We start from the raw sequence: 6,362 nt of genomic DNA, 5'->3' as shown, positions 1-6,362 counted from the left end.
TAGTCCTTCACCACCATCAGGTTGGACAGGGGACTTGCACCCCCAAGCTGTTGCGCATGCTCGGCGCACCAAAAAAAAGCCCGCACGTGGCGGGCTAAAGACCATAGCGCACGCCGGGGGGCTAGCGCTACTTACAACGCGGTTCATGCTGCAATTCGAATCCTGTTCACCTTGTTCGCCGGACGTGTCTGCAGCTGACACCGGTCCGGCGTATCCACCGATTCCTCGTTCATCACCCGCGGCTCGTGAGCCCTTCGTGAGCCCTTCTGGCTCCCGCGCGAACTTAGCCGATCAACTCCGGCGCCTCGTCGAGCGGTTCGTCGTTCGTCACCGGTGCAGGGTTGCGGCTCGCGAGAAACGCGCGCAAGTAGGCTTCGAACGGCTCGGCCACTTCCGGGTGACGCAACGCAAACTCCACGGTAGCTTTCAGATAACCCAGCTTGCTGCCGCAGTCGAAGCGCTTGCCCTTGTACCGGTAAGCGAGCACCTGTTCATGCGCGAGCAATGCCTGGATCGCGTCGGTCAACTGGATCTCGCCGCCCGCGCCCGGCTTCTGCGTACGCAGATGCTCGAAGATGCGCGGCATCAGCACATAGCGTCCAACCACACCCAGATTGGATGGCGCCCGCGCCGGTTCGGGCTTCTCCACCACACCCGCTATCTTGAAGAGCCCGTCATCCCACTGCCGGCCTTCGATCACGCCATACGACCCCGACTCGCGCCTGTCGATCTCCTCCACGCCCAGCACCGACGAGTGATAGCGGTTGAAGACCTCGACCATCTGCGCCATGACGGGCGGCTCGCCGTCGAGCAGGTCATCGGCGAGCATGACGGCGAACGGTTCGTTGTCGATCAGCTTTTCCGCGCACAGCACCGCGTGGCCCAGTCCGAGCGGTTCGGCCTGACGCACGTAGACACAGTTGACGTGGGAGGGTTTGATGCCGCGTACCAGCTCAAGCAACGCGCGTTTTCCGCGTGCTTCCAGCTCGGCTTCAATTTCGTATGATTTATCGAAATGGTCTTCTATCGCCCGTTTGCCGCGGCCCGTGACGAAGATCATTTCCGTGATGCCGGCCGCGACCGCCTCTTCCACCGCATGCTGGATCAGCGGTTTATCGACGATGGGCAGCATTTCTTTCGGACTCGCCTTGGTTGCAGGAAGAAAGCGCGTACCGAGTCCTGCCACGGGAAACACCGCCTTGCGTACCTTCAGCATGTCCGACCCCCTTGTTTTGTCCGGCGCTCGATGACGGGCCAGGATTCTGGTCAACGCGGTCTCTCGCCACGCCTCGTGCCACGCGAAAGAGAGACCTCGTGACGGGTTTTTCATCACTGATGGTCAGCTTATTACTTGAATATCGAAACCATCTGCCAACATCTCGTTCTTTTCAGACGACTGCCATGACGCTTCTGCAGCGCCGCGTATAGTGCGACGCATACGAGATCAATCCCCACCGCCCGGACCGACAACGGAGACAAGTTGATGGGACACGCCAATGGTATGAGCCGGCTGCAAATCGTGCGATTGCCGAGTGCTGACTCTGCGACGACGTCCGATGCGTCCCGCTCGAACCGGCACAAGCCCGGGTACGAAACCGTATCCGGAGCCGCGCACGAGTCAGGGGCGGGAACAGCCAACGAAGCGATGCAAGAAGCCATGCACGAAGCGATACAGGAAGGCAAGGCCGCGCCGAAGCGGATCGGCATACTGATCTTCGAAGACTTCTCGCTAGTCGAGGTAAGTTCGATATCGGAGGTGTTTTCGCTCGCCAACGAGATTCACACGTTATCCGATTCCGCCGCGCTCAAGTCGGGTGCGGCGCCGGATTACGCGTTGCTGTTCTTGTCGAGCGATGGCGGCAGCGTTGCGAGCAGCTGCTCCATGCGCATCTGGACCGAGAGTCTCGACACGCGCTGGATGAGCGAGTGCGACGCCCTCTTCATTGCGGGCGGCGACGGCGCGCAGCACGCGAAACTGGATACGCAGTTGCTCAGGCGGCTGAGCCGGGTTGCGCCGAAGATATCGTTTGTAAAGGCCATTGGCGAAGGGTCCCAGATCCTCGCGGCAGCGAACCTTTCACTGCAGAACCGCGCGCCCGACTTCGAAGACCCGGCGGCGGCTTCTGCGCTGACGAGTTCGCTGTTCATCGCCGAGCAGACCCTGACGCTCGATGACCCCAAGGGTCCGATCGCGGCCGCGCTGTCCATCATCAAGCGCGATTACGGTCCGACGGTGGCGCGGGAAGTATCGGAGCGTTCCATTCCCGGTGCGTGGCCGAAGCTGTCCGCCGTGCTCGACGACACCGACGTTGGCGGGGTCCGGCAAAAAATAGACGCAGCGGCGCGATGGATGCGTGAAAATTACATCCGGCCGATTTCGATAGCCGACGCCGCGCGCGTGGCGGCCATGAGCGAGCGCAATTTCCTGCGCCGCTTCAAGGCGCAGATCGGGTTGACGCCGTCGGAATATTTGTTGCGGGCGCGACTCGATGCGAGCTGCATGCTGCTCGCCGCGACCGATCTTCCTGTCGATAAGATTGCGCGTCGATGCGGGGCCGGCAGCGGCGATGGACTGGCCAAGATATTCCGCAAGCGCCTGTCAATTTCGCCGACCGAGTATCGGCTCGCCGGGCGCAGGAAAGCCGCGGAGGAGTGAGGCGTTACGTGTTGCAGCAACGTTGGGAACACGAGTTGAACGCGAGCATCAAGAGCCAGCATCAAGAGCAAGGTTTAAAAGCAAGCGGCAGGCACAGCGCAACAAGCGCAGCGGCGACGATCCTGGTCACCGTTCAAGCGCGCGCTTTTCGGGGGGCGTATGACGGGTACGACGGTTTTGAGTTGGATCACCAATTTCGGCGATGCGGGTTTGACCATTCCCGTGGCGGCCGGATGTGCGCTGTGGCTAAGCACGACTGACAAACGCGAAGCGCTGGTTTGGCTGGGTACCCTGGTCGGCGCGCTGGTGCTGGTCGGCGTGAACAAGATCCTGTACGCGGGCTGCGGCATCGAGATTCGTTCGATCGACTTCCGCGTGATCAGCGGCCACACCATGCTGACATCGGCGGTGTGGGGCGTGACGTTCGGTTTGCTTGCCGGCAGCATAGGCGTGAGGTGGTACAGGCTGGGCGCAGCGGCCGGGTTGGCACTGGGCGCACTGATTGGCCTATGCCGGGTCGTGCAGGACGCCCATACGCCGATTGAAGTCGTCGCGGGCTGGTTCCTGGGCGGTGGTATTGCGTTGTTTTTCCTGCGGCGCTTTTTCAAACAGCCGCGCAAGATGCCGGGATCGATCTTCGCAGGGGTGGGCCTGCTCGCGGTATCGACCATTGCCTATGGGCATCACGCACCCATTCAGCAAATGCTCGTGGCGTACTCGCCGTGGTTATGCCGGTGGTTGGATTTCTGATTTCCAGCTTCTTTTGCCGGTTCGTTTCCCGATTCTTATCGAAACGCTCGCGCCAGGTTTGAATTGCTGGCGCGAGCGAACACTATCCCTTTAGACAGGCTCGATCAGCTCAGCTTGTTCGACTACTTCCGCCGGGAACAACGCGGGCAGATACTCACGCAAATAGGCCTCGAAGTCTTCGCGCACTTCGGGGTGCTGCAACGCGAGCTGCACTGTCGCCTTCAAATAACCGAGCTTGCTGCCGCAATCGAAGCGGGTGCCGTAATACCGGTACGCCAGCACCTGTTCGACCGCCAGCAACGACGCAATTGCATCGGTCAACTGAATCTCGCCGCCACTGCCGGCCCGGGTATTGCGCAGATGCGTGAAGATGCCCGGCATGAACACATAACGCCCCACCACCCCCAGGTTCGACGGCGCCAGGGCCGGCTGCGGCTTCTCCACAATGCCGGACAGCTTGATGATGTCCTCTTCCCACTCGCGCCCTTCAATCACACCGTAGGACGCGCTGTCGATACGGCTGATCCGCTCTACGCCAATGACCGAGCTATGGTAGTGATTGAATACATCGACCAGTTGCTTCATGACCGGCTCCTTGCTGTGAAGCAGGTCGTCGGCCAGGATCACGGCGAACGGGTTTTCGCCAATCAGCTTCTCGGCGCATAGCACCGCATGGCCCAGCCCAAGCGCGGTCGGCTGGCGAACGTAAAAGCAGTCCACGTTCGCGGGCTTGATGTTGCGCACGACCTCGAGCAACGCCTCCTTGCCGCGCGCTTCGAGTTCAGCCTCGATCTCGTAGGATTTGTCGAAGTGATCTTCAATCGCCCGCTTGCTGCGGCCCGTCACGAATATCATTTCCGTGATTCCCGCCGCTATCGCCTCTTCGACCGCGTACTGGATCAGCGGTTTGTCGACGACAGGCAGCATTTCCTTCGGGCTCGCTTTTGTCGCGGGCAGGAAACGGGTGCCGAGTCCCGCGACAGGAAATACGGCTTTGGTGACTTTCAGCATCGCGCGCGCTTCCCTTAAATACTTTTAAATTAATGCACGAACGCCCGTTCGTGCGGTATCCAACGCATCGAATTCGCGTTCACTCAAAGCTTTCAATTACGGTGCCGATATTCATCGAAAGCCGCTTTTGAAAACATAAAATAATCTGCTGCGTCGCAAGGCGGTGTGCCCGGTGGTCCTGGCCCCGGTGGTAGCCGAAGCCAGCCGGTGCAGAAAAAAAATATTCAATCACCCGCCGTACCGCAGCACGATCGTTCCGAAACGTTTATTCCTGATCGTCCGAATGCGGAAAGCGAATGCCCGACGCGTTCAGTTTCGACATGGGATCGTTACGCAGCGCGTCCCGATAGGCCGAGACCGCGGCGAGGATCAACAAAACAGCAATACCGGCAAGTGCGTGCATGTCCATGGCTTACCCCTGTTTTCGAATGGTTTGAAATGAAGTTAGCAGAAAAAAAACGACAAATAATTGCCAAATAAATTCGTTACCTTTCGAACAGACCGTAAGGAGGTTTTTGCTCATCATGTGCAGGATGAGGTGTTTGCCACGCATATTTTTCCATTATTTGCCAGACTAATATGGCGTCAGCACAGTGCGCCGCTTAGAGCGCGCTCAGTGTGCGATTAGTGCACGAGACAAGCCGCCGCCAAGGCCGGGAACCGTCTCCGGCCTTTATTCAACCTGGACACGAGGTTTTCAATGAGCGATTCGTCCCTGCTCGATCCGGCCGGTTCCTCCCTGCAGTTACCGCTCGAACGCGCAGCCGCTGTCAGCGTCGACGACCGCGATGTCGCCATCAACGCGTGGCGTGGTTTCGCGGCATTACTGGTCGCTTATTTTCATTGCCGTCAGATCACCTGGATCGGCATACAGCAATTCCACAGAAGCGGGGCCAGGTTCGACCTCAACACGGTCTTCAGCTATCTCACCTTTCCGATTGCCTGGGGTTCGGCCGGCGTGCCGATCTTCTTCGTGATCAGCGGGTACTGCATTCATCGCGGAACGGCACGCAAGCTGCTCGCCAATCCAGGCGCACCCTTCGATACCGGCAACTTCCTGATGCGCCGTTTCGCGCGTATCTATCCGGTGTTGCTGGCGGCGCTGGTGCTGACCTATGTGCTGGATACGTTCAGCCTCGGCTTCACGCCGGTCAGCCCCAAGATTGGCACGGCGGACCTGCATTTGTTCATCGTGAACCTGCTCTCGCTGCAGGGCGTGGCCGGCGGTACGTTCGGGTCGAACGGAGCGTTGTGGACCCTGTCGCTCGAAGTGCAGTTCTATCTTGTGTATCCGTTGCTGATTGCATTGCGCCGGCGGATCGGAATGAAGGCGGTGCTGGTTTGCGTCGGTGTCATCAACGTGATTTCCGCACTGGTCTTCGAGCGTCATGAAATTGTGTTGTTCGCGTCGTACTGGTTCTCATGGACGCTCGGCGCGTGGATTGCCGAGGCAAAGGCCGCGCCGGGTGCACAGAAGCTGCCGAACGGGTCCACGAAGCTGAAGATCGCGGCCTTGGTGGTGGCGGTGATTGGCTGCGGTGCATTCAAATTCGGGCAATACCTGGCGTTCCAGTTCTGGGCGCTGGCGTTCGCGCTGTACCTGTTCCAGGCGCTGGATAAACCCATGCGCAACTCGTTGCCGGTACGGGGCTTCTCGTGGCTCGGTGAGTTCAGCTTCTCGCTGTATATCGTGCATATTCCGATCCTTATCCTGCTCGGGTCGGTGCTGTTTCACTCGGCGCTGCAAACGACCATCTGGGCGTCGTTCGCCTTCATGCTCGTGCCCATTGCGGTGGCCTTCGTGTTCTACATGCTGGTCGAGCGCCCCGCGATGAACTGGTCCGCCAGCCTCAAGCGGCGGCAATCGGCAAGCGCTTAGGCACGATCCTCGGCTCGCAACGGAAAGAAGAAGCCCAGCTGACGCGGGGCTTCTTCGTTTCCAGAC

6 protein-coding genes are annotated in these 6,362 nt (G+C 59.7%); 3 read left to right on the top strand and 3 right to left on the bottom strand.

Annotated elements, in window-relative coordinates; translation table 11 throughout:
• Positions 1-283: 283 nt before the first annotated feature.
• Entirely contained in the window at positions 284-1,216 is a 933-nt protein-coding gene (gene galU, locus AWB69_RS02980) for a UTP--glucose-1-phosphate uridylyltransferase GalU (protein ID WP_062081935.1), read from the bottom strand.
• A 267-nt stretch (positions 1,217-1,483) separates the two neighbouring features.
• On the opposite strand from galU (AWB69_RS02980), the gene AWB69_RS02975 reads away from it, so the two are divergent.
• Together AWB69_RS02975 and AWB69_RS02970 are read left to right on the top strand one after the other, a co-directional pair.
• Positions 1,484-2,656, top strand: coding sequence for a GlxA family transcriptional regulator (locus tag AWB69_RS02975; RefSeq protein ID WP_231936958.1), 1,173 nt, complete (start codon positions 1,484-1,486; stop codon positions 2,654-2,656).
• Positions 2,657-2,815: 159 nt separating this feature from the next.
• Positions 2,816-3,406, top strand: coding sequence for a phosphatase PAP2 family protein (locus tag AWB69_RS02970; RefSeq protein ID WP_062081933.1), 591 nt, complete (start codon positions 2,816-2,818; stop codon positions 3,404-3,406).
• Between the two features lie 90 nt (positions 3,407-3,496).
• On the opposite strand, the gene galU (AWB69_RS02965) is transcribed toward AWB69_RS02970, so the two are convergent.
• Together galU (AWB69_RS02965) and AWB69_RS48565 are read right to left on the bottom strand one after the other, a co-directional pair.
• Positions 3,497-4,417: a UTP--glucose-1-phosphate uridylyltransferase GalU gene (galU, locus tag AWB69_RS02965; protein ID WP_062081931.1), complete on the bottom strand. Its 921-nt coding sequence runs from the start codon at positions 4,415-4,417 to the stop codon at positions 3,497-3,499.
• Positions 4,418-4,682: 265 nt separating this feature from the next.
• Positions 4,683-4,826 carry a hypothetical protein gene (locus tag AWB69_RS48565; RefSeq protein WP_165936459.1) on the bottom strand — a complete coding sequence of 48 codons (144 nt, stop codon included), beginning with the start codon at positions 4,824-4,826 and terminating at the stop codon, positions 4,683-4,685.
• Between the two features lie 291 nt (positions 4,827-5,117).
• On the opposite strand from AWB69_RS48565, the gene AWB69_RS02960 reads away from it, so the two are divergent.
• Positions 5,118-6,296, top strand: coding sequence for an acyltransferase family protein (locus AWB69_RS02960; protein ID WP_082913240.1), 1,179 nt, complete (start codon positions 5,118-5,120; stop codon positions 6,294-6,296).
• Positions 6,297-6,362: the final 66 nt, after the last annotated feature.

It is taken from the genome of Caballeronia udeis (assembly GCF_001544555.2).
GTDB lineage: Bacteria > Pseudomonadota > Gammaproteobacteria > Burkholderiales > Burkholderiaceae > Caballeronia > Caballeronia udeis.
The sequence above is the reverse complement of the archived record's forward strand: the minus strand, read 5'-3'. Positions and strand labels throughout refer to the sequence as shown.